General features: G+C 47.4%; 17 protein-coding genes. 14 read left to right on the top strand and 3 right to left on the bottom strand.

What is annotated here, in order from left to right; genetic code table 11:
- The first annotated feature begins 62 nt into the window (after window positions 1-62).
- Both HUX74_RS16340 and HUX74_RS16335 read left to right on the top strand, forming a co-directional pair.
- A complete protein-coding gene (locus HUX74_RS16340; RefSeq protein ID WP_117974352.1) occupies window positions 63-1892 on the top strand; it encodes a TrkH family potassium uptake protein in 1830 nt (609 codons plus the stop codon).
- 5 nt (window positions 1893-1897) lie between these two features.
- Complete coding sequence (locus tag HUX74_RS16335; RefSeq protein ID WP_117966878.1) at window positions 1898-2584, top strand: TrkA family potassium uptake protein; 687 nt, start codon at window positions 1898-1900, stop codon at window positions 2582-2584.
- Window positions 2585-2634: 50 nt separating this feature from the next.
- Here HUX74_RS16335 and HUX74_RS16330 read toward each other — a convergent pair whose 3' ends face one another.
- Window positions 2635-4143, bottom strand: a complete 1509-nt coding sequence (locus HUX74_RS16330) for a DUF3843 family protein (protein ID WP_174647031.1) — start codon at window positions 4141-4143, stop codon at window positions 2635-2637.
- Window positions 4144-4436: 293 nt separating this feature from the next.
- On the opposite strand from HUX74_RS16330, the gene HUX74_RS16325 reads away from it, so the two are divergent.
- From HUX74_RS16325 to HUX74_RS16275, 12 genes are all read left to right on the top strand, one after another.
- Window positions 4437-5057: a DsbA family protein gene (locus tag HUX74_RS16325; RefSeq protein ID WP_005832650.1), complete on the top strand. Its 621-nt coding sequence runs from the start codon at window positions 4437-4439 to the stop codon at window positions 5055-5057.
- Window positions 5017-5328 (top strand): helix-turn-helix domain-containing protein, encoded by a 312-nt coding sequence (locus tag HUX74_RS16320; RefSeq protein WP_117976735.1) that lies wholly within the window; start codon window positions 5017-5019, stop codon window positions 5326-5328. The genes HUX74_RS16325 and HUX74_RS16320 overlap by 41 nt, the downstream gene beginning before the upstream one ends.
- A complete protein-coding gene (locus HUX74_RS20815) occupies window positions 5261-5965 on the top strand; it encodes a 4Fe-4S dicluster domain-containing protein (protein ID WP_117966886.1) in 705 nt (234 codons plus the stop codon). Before HUX74_RS16320 ends, HUX74_RS20815 begins: the two co-directional genes overlap by 68 nt.
- A gap of 217 nt (window positions 5966-6182) precedes the next feature.
- Window positions 6183-7064 carry a formylglycine-generating enzyme family protein gene (locus HUX74_RS16315; protein ID WP_370528659.1) on the top strand — a complete coding sequence of 294 codons (882 nt, stop codon included), beginning with the start codon at window positions 6183-6185 and terminating at the stop codon, window positions 7062-7064.
- Between the two features lie 290 nt (window positions 7065-7354).
- Window positions 7355-7834 (top strand): HU family DNA-binding protein, encoded by a 480-nt coding sequence (locus tag HUX74_RS16310; RefSeq protein WP_009038158.1) that lies wholly within the window; start codon window positions 7355-7357, stop codon window positions 7832-7834.
- A 126-nt stretch (window positions 7835-7960) separates the two neighbouring features.
- Entirely contained in the window at window positions 7961-8188 is a 228-nt protein-coding gene (locus HUX74_RS16305; protein ID WP_005831704.1) for a DUF4248 domain-containing protein, read from the top strand.
- 136 nt (window positions 8189-8324) lie between these two features.
- Window positions 8325-8774 carry a DUF4890 domain-containing protein gene (locus tag HUX74_RS16300; protein ID WP_005832642.1) on the top strand — a complete coding sequence of 150 codons (450 nt, stop codon included), beginning with the start codon at window positions 8325-8327 and terminating at the stop codon, window positions 8772-8774.
- A 60-nt stretch (window positions 8775-8834) separates the two neighbouring features.
- Window positions 8835-9383 (top strand): DUF4738 domain-containing protein, encoded by a 549-nt coding sequence (locus HUX74_RS16295; RefSeq protein WP_005831701.1) that lies wholly within the window; start codon window positions 8835-8837, stop codon window positions 9381-9383.
- Between the two features lie 49 nt (window positions 9384-9432).
- A complete protein-coding gene (locus HUX74_RS16290) occupies window positions 9433-10110 on the top strand; it encodes a response regulator transcription factor (RefSeq protein ID WP_005832639.1) in 678 nt (225 codons plus the stop codon).
- Window positions 10107-11396 (top strand): HAMP domain-containing sensor histidine kinase, encoded by a 1290-nt coding sequence (locus HUX74_RS16285; protein WP_005831698.1) that lies wholly within the window; start codon window positions 10107-10109, stop codon window positions 11394-11396. Before HUX74_RS16290 ends, HUX74_RS16285 begins: the two co-directional genes overlap by 4 nt.
- A 92-nt stretch (window positions 11397-11488) precedes the next feature.
- Window positions 11489-11929, top strand: a complete 441-nt coding sequence (locus HUX74_RS16280; RefSeq protein WP_005831697.1) for a PepSY-like domain-containing protein — start codon at window positions 11489-11491, stop codon at window positions 11927-11929.
- A 36-nt stretch (window positions 11930-11965) separates the two neighbouring features.
- Complete coding sequence (locus tag HUX74_RS16275) at window positions 11966-12469, top strand: PepSY-like domain-containing protein (protein ID WP_005831695.1); 504 nt, start codon at window positions 11966-11968, stop codon at window positions 12467-12469.
- A gap of 69 nt (window positions 12470-12538) precedes the next feature.
- Here the strand turns inward: HUX74_RS16275 and HUX74_RS16270 are convergent, their stop codons facing one another.
- Together HUX74_RS16270 and HUX74_RS16265 are read right to left on the bottom strand one after the other, a co-directional pair.
- Complete coding sequence (locus HUX74_RS16270) at window positions 12539-13750, bottom strand: L-serine ammonia-lyase (protein ID WP_117966895.1); 1212 nt, start codon at window positions 13748-13750, stop codon at window positions 12539-12541.
- Window positions 13751-13806: 56 nt separating this feature from the next.
- On the bottom strand, window positions 13807-16344 hold the full coding sequence (locus HUX74_RS16265) for an endonuclease MutS2 (RefSeq protein ID WP_174647030.1): 2538 nt from the start codon (window positions 16342-16344) through the stop codon (window positions 13807-13809).

Raw genomic sequence — 16344 nt, 5'->3', positions numbered from 1 at the left:
TGTTTTTTGTATATCAAGGTATATTTGTCTAAGTTTGCCGCGTTTCATTAATCGATGCATTTATGAAGATTTATCATAAATTCCTTTTGTATCAAAATAAATGGATTCACCCTTACGTACGGATGACAGTGGGAGTAATGACTTCCATCACTTATTTGGCCTCCATCCTGCTGATTGTCGGCGTGGTCTATGAGCATGGCTTTACGATTTCAGAGGTCGAGGCGCATCAGCTCCAGCGCTTGTATCATGGGGTGTGGATTGTTTTTCTGGCAGACGTCACTCTGCGCATTTTGCTGGAATACAAGGATACCCGTCGCACGTTCAGTAAGCTCACTTGGATACTGACCATTCTGCTCTATCTGACCCTTATTCCGGTCATTTTCCATCGTCCGGAGGAGGAGGGCGCCATCTTGCAGTTCTGGGAATTTCTGCATGGCAAGGCCTATCACCTTGTCCTGCTGCTGGTGTTTTCCTTTTTCAGCCTTTCCAACGGGCTGGTACGGTTGCTGGGGCGGCGTACGAACCCTTCGCTTATTTTGGCTGCCAGCTTTCTGATAATCATAATGATAGGCACGGGGTTGTTGATGTTGCCGCGCTGCACGGTGAACGGCATATCGTGGGTCGACTCGCTATTCATATCCACCAGTGCGGTGTGCGTCACGGGGCTGACGTCTGTCGATGTGGCGTCCACTTTTACCCCGACCGGTTTTGTGGTAATCATTCTGCTGATTCAGATAGGCGGTCTGGGAGTGATGACACTGACGAGCTTTTTTGCCATGTTCTTCATGGGTAATACCTCATTGTACAATCAGTTAGTGGTGCGCGACATGGTGAGTTCCAATTCCTTGAATTCCCTGCTCTCCACCCTGGTCTATATTCTGGCCTTTACGCTGGTGATTGAAGGAATAGGGATGCTTGCCATCTGGGGAGACATCCACGGGACGATGGGGATGGACCTTCAGGAAGAGCTGGCTTTTTCCGCTTTTCATGCCATTTCCGCTTTCTGCAATGCGGGATTCTCCACGTTGCCCGGAAATCTGGGCAATCCGTTGGTGATGACGGGGCACAACCCGTTCTTCATCTATATATCTCTGCTGATTATTTTGGGGGGTATCGGTTTCCCCATCCTGGTGAATTTCAAGGATATTATTCTTTACCATCTGCGTCGTCTGTGGCACTTCCTGCGTACGTGGCATTGGGATGGCAGGCGTTTTTACCATCTGTACAACCTGAATACAAAGATTGTACTGATAGTCACCTTCCTGCTGTTGGTGCTGGGCACGGTGGGCATTGCTGTCTTTGAGTGGAATGCCGCTTTTGCCGGCATGTCGGTGGCAGACAAGTGGACGCAGGCGTTTTTCAATGCCACGTGTCCCCGTACGGCAGGCTTTACCAGTGTGGACTTGGCCGGCTTGGGGGTACAGACATTGCTCATTTATCTGTTTCTGATGTGGGTGGGAGGCGGCTCCCAGTCTACGGCAGGCGGTATCAAGGTAAATGCCTTTGCGGTAGTGGTGCTGAATCTGGTGGCTGTGTTGCGCGGCACGGAACGGGTAGAGGTGTTTGGTCGTGAGCTGTCACACGATTCTATCCGTCGTTCCAATGCCACGGTGGTGATGTCGTTCGGCGTCTTGTTGCTGTTTATTTTCATCATCAGCATTCTGGAGCCGGGTGCGTCGCTTTTGGCCATTACCTTCGAGTGTGTGTCGGCATTGAGCACGGTGGGGTCCAGTTTGAACCTTACCCCGCAGTTGGGAGACGACAGCAAGCTGCTGGTGGCACTGCTGATGTTTGTGGGGCGTGTGGGACTGATTACGCTGATGCTTGGCATCATCAAGCAGAAGAAGCATACGAAGTATCAGTATCCGAGTGGTCAGATTATAATCAATTAAATAAGATGAAGTATATTATTATCGGTTTAGGGAATTATGGTCACGTGCTGGCAGAAGAGCTTTCTGCATTGGGACACGAAGTGATAGGTGCGGACGTGAGCGCCGGTCGGGTAGATAGTCTGAAGGAAAAGATTGCTACAGCCTTTGTCATCGATGCGACGGACGAGCAAGCGCTGTCCGTGTTGCCGCTGAACAGTGTGGACGTGGTGATTGTTGCCATCGGCGAGAATTTCGGTGCATCCATCCGTGTAGTGGCTTTGCTGAAGCAGAAGAAGGTGCAGCATATCTATGCCCGCGCCATTGACGCTGTCCACCGTTCCGTGCTCGAGGCCTTTGAGCTGGAACGCATTCTTACTCCCGAGGAGGATGCCGCACGCGGACTGGTACGGTTGCTGGAATTCGGTGCCGATATGGAGACCTTCCGCGTGGCACCGGATTATTATGTAGTCAAGTTCACTGTTCCGGACAAGTTCATTGGCTATTATGCCAACGAATTGAATCTCGATAAGGAGTTTGGCCTGAAGATGCTCGCCTTGAAACGTGCCGAGACTTTGAAGAATTGCCTGGGCATCTCGTATGTGGAACACAATGTATTGAACGAACTGCCGGAAAATGACCAGATACAAGCCGGCGACCAGTTAGTGTGCTACGGACGGTATAAGGATTTTCAGAAGTTCTGGAAAGCACTATGATAATTGGTAGTTGGAAATGTGTCAAAAGTGGTATTCACCCCCATTTTCAACTAATCAAAGTCTTTCTCCCGACACCGATAATGGAAATAATCAGTCAGGAAGTGTGCATTCTTGCGTATGAACTCTTGCCCGTATTCTTTTCCTTGCAAACTGTTCAGATAAGCATCCGGAAGCATGCCTTCGTCTTGCAGGATGCAACTCAATTGGTAGGGGATAATGTCTGGGTTGACGATGAACATAATGGCGTTTTTCTCTGCTTCCTCCTTATTATAATTGGGGTTGTCCGGAGATTTGATGCATTCGCACAGCTTGAATTGGATATGTAGGCCGGTGTGCGGGTTGGCCATCAGCATGGCTCCTGTTTCTGTATGTATGCGTGGTATGTTCAGGTCTTCTTTCAAGCCGTATCCCATCTTGTTCAGCAGAAAATCAGAGATTTCCTCTTGCGATTGGCAGAATACAAAAGATTTCCCGCCGGATGCTTTTATGAAATCATGGAATGTAGCCTTTTCATTCGTTTTTTCTTTCTGTTTCGTCAAGTCGTCCACATATTCCGCTATTTTCTGGTCGTACTTGTTTTCGAGAAGCATGCCGCACTGCCACCATGCATTGCCAAAATAAATCAGTTCGCAGATAAGGGTGCTTTTCCCTACTTCTCTGCTACGGATAGCTGAGAGGTTCAAGGACTTCTTGGTTATCTTGAATTCGCCTTTGTCTTCACTATACAAATCTCTGACATACAGATACTCGCCGTCTTCTTTCTCCAGCAGATAGCAACTGTTTTCCCGTGCCTTCACCTTGCCCCAAAGCTGATGTTCGGGATGGGCTTTTCCGATGAGAGCCAGCCATTCCGGTGAGGTCAGCGACAGCAGGTTGCGGCGCCCTTTGAACGTCAGTGAGGTGCGTGTGGCATATATGAGGGTCTCTGCCATTTCGGGAGTAATCTTTTCATCATCCAGCAACCGTTCAGCTTCGTCCCGGTATTGGGCGACATTTTCGATGTTGAAGTAGCATTGGTAGTGAAACCAATCCAGTATCTCCCGGTAGCGGAAGAAGTCTTCTTCTTCCATGGCAGAGTGGTATAGAAATTCCTGCATCCTTTCATTTTCGGGAGCGGTTTCGTATTCCTCTGCAAGCAGTCCGTATATCTTTTGTGCAGTCTGCTCTATTCCGGGATTCTCGGGGTTGATGGCGCTTATTCCCCGGCATAGATATTGTATATGGTGCCAAAGCAGAAAGCGTATGTCCTCCAGATTGATTTCATCCGGAAAATAATCGCCTTTGATGGGGTAGAAGGGCAGATAGCTTCCGTATCGCTTCCGGCACTCGGCAGTGAATGCCTGCCAGATGCCGGTCTGGGAGATGACGTCCTCAAACCATGCGGCGAGGCAGAGGCTTGTATAGCGTATGTTTTCCTCTTCTTCGAAGGCGTCGGCTATCGTTGAAGAATAAAGTCTTTTGTGGATTTCGTTTGCAATGCCGACGTAGTACTGGTCAACGCTGTTTGTCTGCTTGTAAGGATGCAGTTCCAACCATTCTTTGGGATATATTTTCTTCATGACTCTAAAGTGAGTTTGGTGTGTGTTTTTTATATGTTTCATTTCCGGCGTAAAGATATGTTTTTTATGGGAATTTTTTTGCTTTCCCTCCTTTCGATTAGTATATTTGTATGCTACTATTAAATCATTCCATCGTGTGGGAAAAATCGTTCCACCATGGTGGAACGATTTTTCTTCCGTGGTGGAATGATATTTTCTCCATGGTGGAACGATTAAAGAATAGCATTTCTTCTCCTTAATGCCAGGGAAGAAGAAAAAACGGAATTACAGAACCATTTAAAAACAGAATATATATGAGTGCGTATTACGACCTTTTCGAGAAACCCGACGTCCGCCAGACCGGCGAGCAACAATCCCTTTATGCCCGCTTTGTCCCCAAGGGCACCATCGACCGCAAAGAATTTATCGAGCGTGTACATCTTTTCACCGGTCTCAGCCGCAGCCTGCTGGAAGGAGCGATGGCAGGCTTTATGGACGAGTTGCGCGACTGCCTTGCCAATGGCTGGACGGTGGAGCTGGGCGAACTGGGTTACTTCACCCCCTCTTTGAGTTGTACCCGCCAGGCGACGGACAAGAAAGAGCTTCGTGCCGCTTCTATCGCTTTGCGCGGTTTGAATTTCCGTCTGGGCAGGGAGTTCTATAAAGATTTAAAAGGAAAGATGCAGTTGGAGCGTTGTCCGCAATCGGCATCGGCGCCTGCTTCGTCTGCCGATGAGGCGTTGGGCGTGGAGCAGCGCTGGCAGTTGCTGGATGAGTATTTGCAGCAATATCCCTGCATCAATCGTTCCCAGTATGCACGGCTGGCAGGACGTAGTTATAAGCAGGCGGTTGTCGATTTGAATAGGTTTATAGAAGAAGGGGTACTGATGAGGCATGGGATGGGGCCGAGTGTGGTGTATGCCAGAAAGAGGTAAAATTCAAGATGTGTATTTGCATCCGAATCGAAATGCAAAGGACATATCCCGTGAGCTCAATATGGATAAAGGGCTGTTATCCCGCATATTGAAAAAGCTGGAGGCGAAAGAATACATATATAGGGAGAAGGCAACGAACGACAATCGTATGGAGTTCGTAAAAGCTTACAGAACATGGAGAAGAAATTTACCATACGTTGAATATGGCCGCGAACCAATCCGTCGAAGAGATATTTGCAGGATTGGACGAAAGCCGGATTCAAGAAAATAGAGCTTCACAACAGCTTTTACGAGTTAAGGGAGACGGTTCTCCTGCCATTATCGTTTGCTCCTATGGGAACAGAGATTATGAAGATATGCTTGTCGAGCTTAAAGATTTGCTGACTGCCAACGGGTTTAGAATCGTGTCTGCCGCCGCATTCATTGCCCGACACTCAGTATTCAGAAATGTCGCATCCGAACGTCCCGATATGGAAGACAACCGTATAGTCGATGATTTCGGTTGCAAGTCATGGCAGCTTCTATCGGGCATTACGGATACGAGTGCGATACCGGATATAAATATTAGGGGCAGCAGACTTTATCGGGATATACTGCAAGTTCCGCTTTATCCTACGGGGGACGACACATGCATTGATTGTAAAAAATGTGTCGAGGAGTGCCCGACACATGCCATTGCGTCGGAGAACCCTATAAAGACAGATGAAAGTCAATGTATTTCATGTGGAAGGTACATTGCCCTATGTCCTGTCGGTTCACGAAACTACCACTATCCGTTTTTCGGAAAAAAGAGTTTGGAGTTTGCAAGCGCAAATTCAGAGAGAAAAGAACCTGAACTTTTTTATGCTGTCTATTTGGATTTGTGTTATATGGGGATTGGCGTCTATGCGGAAAAAGAGAATTGTTAATAGGGAACCGGGAATTTAAGTTTAATCCGGTAAACGGGTACATATCAGGCACATGTTTTGCTAATGAGGTATATTGTAGTATTTAGACAGGGAGCATCTGAAATGATTTTTCAGTATCGGAATAAATTTTAAAAATAATTTCCGTATATTTGAGTTGTGATAGAATATCCATTAAAGATAGTAATAAGCAGTTTACTAAAGTTAGAGATAAAGGCTTATGCGGAATTTTTTTTTAAATATCAACGGAATAAACAATCTGATGCTTGCTTTTGTGCTGAGTTGTGCAATGGCATGTACCCCCGACAAATCCGAACAAGAACCAAATCTGACCAAAACTTTTACCGTAAACGGTGAAAACTTTGAAATGGTTCTGGTGGAAGGCGGAACCTTCATGATGGGAGGTACAAAGGAGCAGGGAAAGGATTGCGAAGAGAATGAAAAACCGGTACATGAAGAGAAAGTGGATTCTTTCTATATAGGAAAATATGAAGTGACTCAAAGATTGTGGAATGCCGTAATCGGTAGCGAACACAACCCTTCCTTTAATACCGGATGCGATGATTGTCCGGTGGAAGGTGTAAGTTGGAACGATGCACAGGTATTTGTCACCAAATTGAGTATCCTCACGAAGCAACCTTTTCGTCTGCCCACCGAGGTGGAATGGGAATATGCTGCCCGTGGCGGCAGGCAGAGCAAAGGATATAAGTATAGTGGCAGCCATCATATAGACAAGGTTGCCTGGTATATTGACAATTATCAGAAAAACAAATCCGGAGATAAAGGCACTACGCATCCGGTTGGTATGAAGCAGCCAAATGAATTGGGACTATACGACATGAGTGGAAATGTGTGGGAGTGGTGTGAGGATTTATATACCAAGGAATACGAACAAAATGGCAAGTCCGTCCATTCGGGCTGGCCTTTTGAGGGGACACATCTCTATTTCCGCCATGTACTGCGTGGTGGAAGTTGGGGAGGAACAGCCAAAGGGTGCCGTGTGTCCTACATTGATTACGATATGGGAACGTATCGTGATGAATATGGCGGTTTCCGTATAGCTCTTGGCATCAGCCCTGCACAAGTCTCTGAAGAAAAATAATCCATCAAGTATACCCCCCAGCCATAAAGGTAAAGTTAGAGCTGATAAACTGAATGAAAGAAGCATCTCCGATAATATTTCTCAAAGTTTTTTTACTCCTTGTTTATCAGCTCCTTTCTCCTCCTCCAATATCCTTTTTTATCCTACGAAAACCTCCTTAAACCTCCGTTAAAGCACCACCCCGTTTTCTGCCCGTTGTATCTTTGCATCGTGGTCACAAAGAAACTGGTTTTGCAGACTGACGAGCGAACAAGACCGACTTTTATTAATCAACTTAAAATTAAAAAACTATGGCTTTGAATTATGAAGTAAAAAAGAGAGTATTCGGTTTTGACGAGACAAAAACGGAAAAGTACGTGGCGCAGATGAAAACTTTGGGTGTGGTAGGTTTTAAAGATTTATGCGACGAGGTTTCCAAGATAGGCATGGCGCCTCGCGGTGTGGTGAAGCTGGTGCTGGACGGATTGATCGACACCTTGAATATGGATATCAACAAGGGATTTTCGGTACAGCTGGGTGAGTTCGGCTGTTTCCGTCCCGGCATCAACGCCAAGAGCCAGGACAAGCTGGAAGATGTGAAGGCAAGCACGATTTATCGCCGCAAGATTATCTTCACTCCGGGCTTCTACTTTAAGGATATGCTGACTCGTGCCAGTGTAGAGAAGATGGATTGGTCGGGCAACGGCACCGTTTCTGGTGGGGGTAGCTCCAAACCAAATCCGGATGGCGGCGGTTCCGATGGCGACCAGGGAGAAAATCCGTTAGGATAAACATTCTGTAAATAAGGAGAATATGAACTTTCTCAGAAAAAGGTTCATATTCTCCTTGAAATACTTGACTTCGCCTTTTGAATATCGTATCTTTACATCAATCATTTAAAAATCAGACAAACTGCTATGGAAACAGAAAATGGCTTTCGTATCACGACTTATAAAAAGAAAGATTTGGCATGCCTCTATTGCCCCAATGCTACTGCACGTTGCGCCATCCGCACCCTGACGCGGTGGATAAAACGGAATCACGAGCTGTATGAAGCCTTGGCGCATACCGGCTACAATGTAAGGACACGGACATTCATGCCGAAGCAGGTGAGCCTTATCGTACAGTATTTGGACGAACCTTAATATTCTTTTCAACCTCATTTATTATGTTAAAGCGGGAAGTTGCGGTTAAACTTCCTGCTTTTGTTTTTGTCATAGATACGTTGCAACACAATAGGTATAACTAACATAAGGTATTAATTAAAAAAAGAGAAAAATGATGAAAAGAATAGTTCTGATATGGATGGCCGCCTTCCTGATGGGTGGCATGGCAATGGCACAACATGCCCGCCACAGTGATAAAATGCCCGAACCGAAAGTCCGTGCCGAGCGCATGACGGAACGGATGGTGAAAGAGTACTCCTTGAACGATACGCAGAAACAACAACTGCTGGAGGCAAATCTAGCATTGGTTGAGAAAATGGGAGATATGCCGATGCATCGTGCCAAAGCACACAAGCATCATAAGAGAGATGGCAAGCGCCATCAATTGACGGATGAGCAACGCGCGCAGAAAAAAGCGGAGATGGAAAAGAAGCGTGAAGAGATGAAGACTGCCCGTATTGCTTATGATTCACAACTCCGGAAGATTATGACGGAAGAACAATATGCTGCATACAGCAAGAAAGTGCAGGATAGAAAAGCAAAAATGGAATCTAAAAGAAAATAAATTTTCTATTGCATTCAATTTGTACTATTTTTGTCCGGTCAACTACTAAAAAACAGAACGATGAAGAATATAGTCTATATTTTAGTGTGTGCATCGGTCATCTTCTTCACTGCTTGTTCGTCGCAAGACAAGAATAAGAAAGACGGTACGCAGGTATTGATGCAGGATAGTACAGAAATTGCCGGCCCACAGCGCATGCAGGTGTCTGATGTAAAAACATCCTTTACGTATAAGGGAAAAGAGTATCAGTCTTCTGTAGTGCGCCGGCCGGATGAATCTCTGCCGATAGTGAAAAACGAGCAGGGGGAGAAATTTGTGGATAACCGTATCACCTTGCGCATCACGTGCGGCGGGAAGCAGGTGGTGGATAAAGTGTTCACCAAAGATAATTTTGCTTCGTTGGTGGATGCCAAGTTCATGAAGTACTCTATTCTTGAGGGGCTGGTCTATGACAAGACCACTCCGCAAGGAATCATATACGCGGCCAGCGTCTGCTATCCGCAATCCGACCTTTATGTTCCCATCAGACTGACCATTACGGCTGACGGGAAAATCTCCATGGCAAAAGAAGAACTGATGGAGGATTATCAGACAGACAGCATTGATTAGTGGATAGTTTTCCAGATTGTTTCCAGTTTTATAGACCATCTTTGCCGGTATGAAAATCCTGATTGTAGAAGATGAGCAAGATTTGCGGGAAACCATCCGCACTTCGCTCTTGAAAGAAAAGTTTGTTGTAGAGACCGCTGCCGACTATTTTTCGGCATTGGATAAAATCAATGACTACGATTACGACTGCATTCTGCTGGATATCATGTTGCCTGGCGGGAGCGGTCTGGACTTGCTGCGTGAGCTGAAACGGCTGCATCGCAGTGACAGTGTGCTTATTATCTCGGCCAAAGACTCGCTGGACGACAAGGTGGACGGGCTGGAACTGGGAGCCGACGATTACCTTACAAAGCCTTTCCATCTGGCAGAACTCAATGCACGTGTCAAGTCATTGATACGTCGGCGGCAGGCGAAGGGAGATGTGACCGTCACCCTTGGAAATCTTTTGCTCTACCCCGACAAACGGCAGGTAGAGATAAACGGAAAACCCTTGCAGCTGAACCGCAAGGAGTTCGACCTGCTCTATTATTTTGTAGTCAACCCCGGCCGGGTCATCAATAAAATGAGCCTTGCCGAGTCGGTGTGGGGAGACAATATAGACCAGGCGGATTCGTTGGATTTTATCTACTCGCAAGTGAAGAATCTGCGTAAGAAATTGAAACAAGCTGAGGCTACCATAGAATTAAAGGCTGTCTATGGATTCGGCTACAAACTCTCCGAACTATGAAGCTGCTGAGCTACACCTACCGCAAACTTGCATTGCTGCTGTTTCTGTTGATGGCAGTGTGGGGTGTGCTGTTCTATTACGCAATCATTGACGAGGTGGTGGATGAGACGGACGATACGTTGGAGAATTACGGTGAGATATTGATGGAGAGTGCGCTTCACGACCCCTCGATACTCGAAACGGAAGGCTCGTTGATGTCTTTCTATAAGTTCACCCCTATATCCGAAGAGGAAGGGCGGCATTACAGACAAGTGTTCTATGATGCTACGGTTTATATCGAACTGGAGGATGAAGACGAACCGGTACGTGTCATGTGTACCGCTTTCCGTATGCCCGACGGGCAATATTATGAGTTGAAACTGATGATTTCCATTTTGGAGCGGGATGACATGGTGGAGGCTATGCTTTGGTATCTGGGAGCGCTGTTCCTGTTGTTTCTCATCTGTACTTCCATCGGCATCCAGTTGGTGCTGAAGGGAGTGTTCCGTCCGTTACATAGGTTGCTTGACTGGCTGCACTGCATTCAGCCCGGCAAGGAGGTGCCTCCATTGGACAACCCGACGAAGATACGGGAGTTCCGCCAGCTGAGCGATGCTGCATTGGATATGGGCAACCGCAGCTACAAGGCATACGAGGAGCAGAAGCAGTTCATCGAGAATGCCTCGCATGAGTTGCAGACACCGCTTGCCATCGTGAGGGGAAAAGTGGAACTGCTGGCTGAGAGTGAAGGGATGACGGAACAGCAAATGGAGCAGCTGGACGAGATATATGCCACGCTGGGGCGTGCCGTAAAACTGAACAAGTCCCTGCTGTTGCTTTCCCGTATAGAGAACGGGCAGTATACCGAGATGGAGGATGTCTCGGTGGATGAGATATTGGATGAACTCTTGCCCGACCTGATGGATATCTATGAACATAAGCAGGTGAGACTGATACGAAAACGGGAGGAGCAGCCTTTTATCATCCGTTGCAACCATTCGCTGGCGCAAATACTGGTTTCCAATCTTGTGAAGAACTCGTTGTTGCACAATAGGGAAGGGGGAGAGTTGCAGGTGTTTACTACTCCCGCTTCTCTGGTCATCAGGAATACGGGGGATGCCCCTTTGGATGGAGAGAAGTTGTTCCGGCGTTTCTATCATGGCATGGATGGCAAGAAGGACTCCACCGGACTGGGGCTTGCCATAGCGCGTTCCATTGCGTTGTCGTCTTCATTGAAGCTCACGTATGAATGGCAGGACGGTATGCATACCTTTCGTCTGGTTAAAGAAAGTAAAATTTACTGTTAACTGCGGTTATTCCTAAATCTTTCCTAATTCTCTACCGTTATTTGCAATGTGAATAATATGAAATTTATTAGTAACATTAAAAAATAACGATTATGAAGAAAGTATTGTCTATTCTTGTGTTGGCTCTTGTAGCTGTTCAGTTTGCCTTTGCCGGTGATGTCATCACTCAGGATACCAAGCAGCTTCCGCTGACGGCACGCAATTTTATCAACCAGTATTTCTCGAAACCGCACATTTCACACATCAAGATTGAAAGTGAAATATTGCAGACTAAAAAATATGAAGTGCTGTTGACAGACCGTACGGAAATAGACTTCGACAAGAAAGGAAATTGGTTGGAAGTGGATTGCAAGAAGTCCGCTGTTCCCGAAGCATTGATTCCGGTTCCGGTAAAGGAGTATGTGAAGGCTAACTTCCCGAGAGAGATTATTACTAAAATCGAACGCGGACGTACCGGCGTGGAAATTGAACTAGGTAATGACTACTCTTTGAAGTTCAACAAAAAGGGAAAGTTCGTCAGCATGGACGACTGATTCTCCGGTAGCTATTAACTTAAACCTTATAGAGAAATGATGAGAATGAAGATTCAAATGTTGGCGATGATGTTCATCGCCGCCTTGGCACTTGGTGCATGCAGTGATGATGACGACAAGGATGATGTCAAAGTGCCCGAAGCAATGTCACAAGCATTGAAGTCCAAATACCCTTCCGCAATCCATGTGGAATGGGAACAGAAAGGGGGCTATTTCGTTGCAGATTGTAAAGTGGATGGGCAGGAAAAGGATGTATGGTTCAATAATCAGGCGGAATGGCAACTGACGGAAACCGAATTGCTTTGGAATAATCTTCCGGGAACAGTACAGACCTCTTTCAGCGCCAGTGAGTATGCCGGCTGGAAGATAGAGGAGATTGTTCTTTTGGAGTATCCGGTAGTGCCTATGCAGTTTGTCATTGAAGTTGAAAAGGGAAATGCAGAGTATCAATTGTTCTATTCGGAAGAAGGCGGCCTGCTGCAGACAAAAGATGTGAGCGGTAATAGGGATGATACGCATTGGCCGGTAAAACTTGATTAGGGATGAGGGGATAAAGAATTAGGGGGGGCAATCATATTGACCCCTTAATCCTTTATCCCTAATCTCTAACTACATTGGCTTATAATCCTTCGCCAGTCCTCCTTCGCTGGTTTCTTTGTAGAGGGAGGGCAGGTCGTTTCCGGTTTCTTTCATGACTTCCACCACTTTGTCGAATGACACGCGGTGCATGCCGTCGGTGAAGGAGGAGTAAAGGTTGGCATCCAAGGCGCGTGCGGCGGCGTAGGCATTACGTTCGATGCACGGGATTTGTACCAGTCCGCAAACCGGGTCGCAGGTCATACCCAAATGATGCTCCAATCCCATTTCGGCGGCATATTCTATTTGTGCCGGACTACCTCCAAACAATTGGTTGGCTGCGGCTGATGCCATGGAACATGCTACACCTACCTCTGCCTGGCATCCGGCTTCCGCTCCCGAAATAGAAGCGTTGGTCTTCACGATGTTTCCTATCAGTCCGGCTGTGGCAAGGGCACGGAGTATGCGTGTGTCGCTGAATTCCCGGCTTTTTTGCAGATGATAGAGCACTGCCGGTACAATGCCACACGAACCGCAGGTAGGTGCAGTGACAATGACCCCACCTGACGCATTTTCTTCACTTACTGCCAAGGCATAGGCAAATACCAGTCCGCGCGACTGGAGGGAAGCCTTGTAGCCACTGGCACGTATATAATAGGTAGAAGCCTTTCGGCGCAGATTCAGAGGGCCAGGCAGGACTCCTTCACTATCCAATCCCCGTTTTACGGCAGCCTGCATGGTTTTCCATACCTCCTGCAGGTAATCCCAAATGTCGCTTTCCTCGCATTCCTTGACGTACTCCCAGTAACTTTTTCCGGTACGTTCACACCATTGTAGTATTTCGGTCATACTGTTCATTTTGTATACATCCGGAGTGTTTACGGATGATGCTCCGTCATTCTCTTCTGCCAGGGCACCGCCTCCGACACTGAATACGGTCCATTGGTCGGTCTCCTTGCCTTCGCTGTCCAAAGAGACGAATTTCATGCCGTTGGGATGGAAGGGCAGGAATATTTTGGGTTCCCAGATTATTTCTACCGGTGCTGCGGGTTGCAGTGTCTCGGTGATGGCAACATTGGTCATGTGTCCCTTGCCGGTAGCGGCGAGGCTTCCGTACAGGGTTACTTGGAATGCGGCTGCTTCGGGATGCCTTTCCAGGAATATCTGAGCTGCCTTGCGCGGCCCCATAGTGTGGCTGCTGGATGGACCGGTACCGATGCGGTAGAGTTCTTTGATTGATTTCATATATTTCAGATTTATGATTTAGCTTTAACTATCAGTTATCAACTGTCAATTATTCATTAACTCAAGTCCACAACGGTGATGCCTGCTCCGCCGAACTGTATATGTTCGTCGGCAAAGTGGCGCACTCCGGGAACGGTTTCCAGATATTGGCGGATAAGCGTGCGCAGGATACCCGTTCCAGTTCCGTGAAGGATACGCACGCGTGACATGCCGACAAGGATGGCATCATCAATGAAATAGGTAACGGCTTGCAAGGCTTCGTCGCCACGCATGCCGCGGACATCAATGTCTTGTTTGAAATGTAGTTTCTTCTCGTACATGCTGTCCTGGGTTTGGACACTGATGAAAGTGCTTTTGGTGGACACATCAGCTTGTTTAGGCTGCGCGTTGGTACGTTCCAGCCTATCTAGTTTTACGGTAGTTTTGATGCTGCCGAACGCGACGACCGCATTCTTGCCATTCACTTCCATTACTTCTCCCACAGAGGTTTGTCCCTTTATTCTGACGTTGCAGCCGGGGGTGATGGCTGCAAGGCGTTCTGCTTCCTTCCGCGCCTGCTGTTCTGCCAAAGCCTGGGCGGATAGCCCGTCATCTTTTCCTTTGCCTGCTTTCTTTTCTTTTTTCCGGTTTTGCTTCTCTTTCAGCTTTTCCATTTTGCGGGCAATTTTTTCTTCCAGTTCCTTGTTGGTAAGCGATTCCATTGATTCGCGGAAGTTCGTCAATTCCTGGCGGGCCTGGCGTGTCTTTTCTTTTTCTGCTTGGGCTTCTTTGATGGAGCGTATGGTGTTCTCGATGCGCGCATTGGCTTCCTGCATCAATTGCTCCACTTCTTCTTTCGCTTTGCGCAGAATCTCCTTCCGGGATTTCTGCAAATCTTCGATTTCGGTTTGATAACGCTCGATAGTCTCTTCCATGTGCTTTTCACGCTGGCGTATTGTCTGGCGTTTGCCTTCCCAATAGCGTTTGTCGCGCACAATGTCTTGCAGGTACTTATCGGCATTGATGTATTCGCTGCCCACAATTTCCGAGGCATCGGCGATGACATCTTCGGGCAGACCTATCTTGCGGGCAATCTCTACAGCGAACGAACTGCCAGGATTGCCTATCTGCAACTGGAACAGTGCTTGCATCAGATGGCGGTCATAGAGCATGGCGCCGTTTACTACACCTTCGTGGTCTTCGGCAAAATGTTTCAGATTCTGATAGTGTGTGGTGATGACACCGAACGTCTGTTTTTGGTTGAAGCGTTTCAATACGGCTTCGGCGATGGCGCCTCCTATTTGGGGTTCTGTTCCACCACCGAATTCATCAATCAGGATGAGGCTCCGTTCATTGCAACTTTTCATCATGATTTTCATGTTTGTAAGGTGGGAGGAATAGGTACTCAAATCATCTTCAATGGACTGCTCGTCACCGATGTCAATGAATATGCTGCTGAATATTCCGGCATGACTGCGTTCGTGCATCGGGATGAGTAGTCCGGATTGCAGCATGTATTGCAATAAGCCTACTGTCTTTAGGCAGACGGACTTGCCGCCTGCGTTCGGACCGGAGATAATGAGGATACGTTGCTTTTCATTCAGTTCGATGTCAAGCGGTACGACTTTTTTGCCATGTTTGGCGAGAGAAAGTTGCAAGAGTGGGTGTACCGCCATTGTCCAGTCCAGCAGTTGCTTGTTTTCGAGAGCCGGTTTCAGTCCGGATATTTGCTCGGCAAACAATGCTTTGGCACGTATGAAGTCTATTTCGGCAAGGAACTCATATGATAGCAGTACGTCGGAGATGGAGGGACGCAACTGGTTGGAGAAGTCCGTCAGGATGCGGATAATTTCTCTGCGTTCGTCACCTTCAAGTTCTCGTATGCGATTGTTGGCTTCCACTACTTCGGCAGGCTCGATGAATACGGTTTTACCACTGGCCGACTCGTCGTGTACAATACCGCGTATTTTCCGTTTCAGTGCCGGTGCAACGGGAATGACCAGACGGCCGTCACGCATGGTGGGCGTTACGTCTTTGTCCACAACGCCCTCGGACTGGGCATTTCGTAGAATACTATTCAGTGAGCGGGAGATGCTTCCCATAGTACTTGCCAGTTCCCGGCGGATGCGTGCCAACTCTGTAGAGGCATTGTCCTTGATTTTTCCGTAAGGGGAGAGGATGCCGTTTATTTTTGCTATGAGCTGTGGGAAAACGGTGATGTCTCCCGCCAGTCTTTTCAGACAAGGGTAGGGGGAAGCGCCCTCTTCCTCATCATCGTCGCTTTTCTGTAGGAAGCGTACAATATCACGTATGGTTTCCAGTGAACGGCGCAGGTCAAATAGCTCTTGTTCATGCAGATACATGCCTTCCACGCGTATGCGTTTCAGTGACGGACGTACATCAAAAAAGTATTGTGCCGGGAAGTTGTCTTCTTCTTGGAGTATGCGTACAAATTCAGTGACTTGGTCCAAACGCTCCTCCACCTCCCCAAAGTGGTCGGAGAATGCCATGTCCATCACCCGTTCTTCGCCAAGTGTACTGAGGCATTTTTCTTTCAGCAATTGGCGTATTTGGTCGAAACCTATTTTCTGTTCAAAGTTCTGCGGATATATCAT

The sequence above is a fragment of the Bacteroides sp. Marseille-P8574 genome (assembly GCF_902825465.1).
GTDB lineage: Bacteria > Bacteroidota > Bacteroidia > Bacteroidales > Bacteroidaceae > Bacteroides > Bacteroides uniformis.
The sequence above is the reverse complement of the archived record's forward strand: the minus strand, read 5'-3'. Positions and strand labels throughout refer to the sequence as shown.

Bases quoted from the DNA above. Each gene is read 5' to 3' on its own strand.
- HUX74_RS16335 (WP_117966878.1), top strand. From the start codon at position 1,898: ATGAAGTATATTATTATCGGTTTAGGGAATTATGGTCACGTGCTGGCA.
- HUX74_RS16315 (WP_370528659.1), top strand. From the start codon at position 6,183: ATGCGGAATTTTTTTTTAAATATCAACGGAATAAACAATCTGATGCTT.
- HUX74_RS16340 (WP_117974352.1), top strand. From the start codon at position 63: ATGAAGATTTATCATAAATTCCTTTTGTATCAAAATAAATGGATTCAC.
- HUX74_RS16320 (WP_117976735.1), top strand. From the start codon at position 5,017: ATGGGATGGGGCCGAGTGTGGTGTATGCCAGAAAGAGGTAAAATTCAA.
- HUX74_RS16275 (WP_005831695.1), top strand. From the start codon at position 11,966: ATGATGAGAATGAAGATTCAAATGTTGGCGATGATGTTCATCGCCGCC.
- HUX74_RS16295 (WP_005831701.1), top strand. From the start codon at position 8,835: ATGAAGAATATAGTCTATATTTTAGTGTGTGCATCGGTCATCTTCTTC.
- HUX74_RS16330 (WP_174647031.1), bottom strand. From the start codon at position 4,143: ATGAAGAAAATATATCCCAAAGAATGGTTGGAACTGCATCCTTACAAG.
- HUX74_RS20815 (WP_117966886.1), top strand. From the start codon at position 5,261: ATGGCCGCGAACCAATCCGTCGAAGAGATATTTGCAGGATTGGACGAA.
- HUX74_RS16270 (WP_117966895.1), bottom strand. From the start codon at position 13,750: ATGAAATCAATCAAAGAACTCTACCGCATCGGTACCGGTCCATCCAGC.
- HUX74_RS16265 (WP_174647030.1), bottom strand. From the start codon at position 16,344: ATGATATATCCGCAGAACTTTGAACAGAAAATAGGTTTCGACCAAATA.
- HUX74_RS16290 (WP_005832639.1), top strand. From the start codon at position 9,433: ATGAAAATCCTGATTGTAGAAGATGAGCAAGATTTGCGGGAAACCATC.
- HUX74_RS16285 (WP_005831698.1), top strand. From the start codon at position 10,107: ATGAAGCTGCTGAGCTACACCTACCGCAAACTTGCATTGCTGCTGTTT.
- HUX74_RS16305 (WP_005831704.1), top strand. From the start codon at position 7,961: ATGGAAACAGAAAATGGCTTTCGTATCACGACTTATAAAAAGAAAGAT.
- HUX74_RS16310 (WP_009038158.1), top strand. From the start codon at position 7,355: ATGGCTTTGAATTATGAAGTAAAAAAGAGAGTATTCGGTTTTGACGAG.
- HUX74_RS16300 (WP_005832642.1), top strand. From the start codon at position 8,325: ATGAAAAGAATAGTTCTGATATGGATGGCCGCCTTCCTGATGGGTGGC.
- HUX74_RS16325 (WP_005832650.1), top strand. From the start codon at position 4,437: ATGAGTGCGTATTACGACCTTTTCGAGAAACCCGACGTCCGCCAGACC.
- HUX74_RS16280 (WP_005831697.1), top strand. From the start codon at position 11,489: ATGAAGAAAGTATTGTCTATTCTTGTGTTGGCTCTTGTAGCTGTTCAG.